Consider the following 356-nt stretch of genomic DNA (forward strand, 5'->3'; position numbering starts at 1 on the left):
GAAGAAGGTCGCGAAGAAGGTCGCGAAGAAGGTCGCGAAGAAGGTCGCGAAGAAGGTCGCGAAGAAGCACAGACGGAGATGCTGTTGCGACAGTTAACCCGTCGCTGTGGTGAGTTGTCGGATATGCAACGGCAACAGGTGATATCTCTCAACTCGGGTCAAAAGGATGAGTTGGCGGAGGCTTTGTTAGATTTTCGGGGGATGGAGGATTTAGTGCACTGGTTGCAGACAGATGAAAACTGACAAACTTATCCCAAACCAACTCAGAATTGAAGAAACCCGGTTTTTTGAAAAAACCGGGTTTCTGGAAACAAGCGATCGCCTTCCCAACCACCCAGGGGTCACATATTCCTGTA

1 protein-coding gene is annotated in these 356 nt (G+C 49.7%); it reads left to right on the forward strand.

Features of this window, described 5'->3' with window-relative positions; genetic code table 11:
- The coding region (locus tag P5674_RS26160) for a DUF4351 domain-containing protein (protein ID WP_315670516.1) at positions 1–243 on the forward strand (243 nt) is incomplete at its 5' end.
- Positions 244–356 lie beyond the last annotated feature (113 nt).

This window comes from Limnospira sp. PMC 289.06, assembly GCF_032350395.1.
Taxonomy (GTDB): domain Bacteria; phylum Cyanobacteriota; class Cyanobacteriia; order Cyanobacteriales; family Microcoleaceae; genus Limnospira; species Limnospira platensis.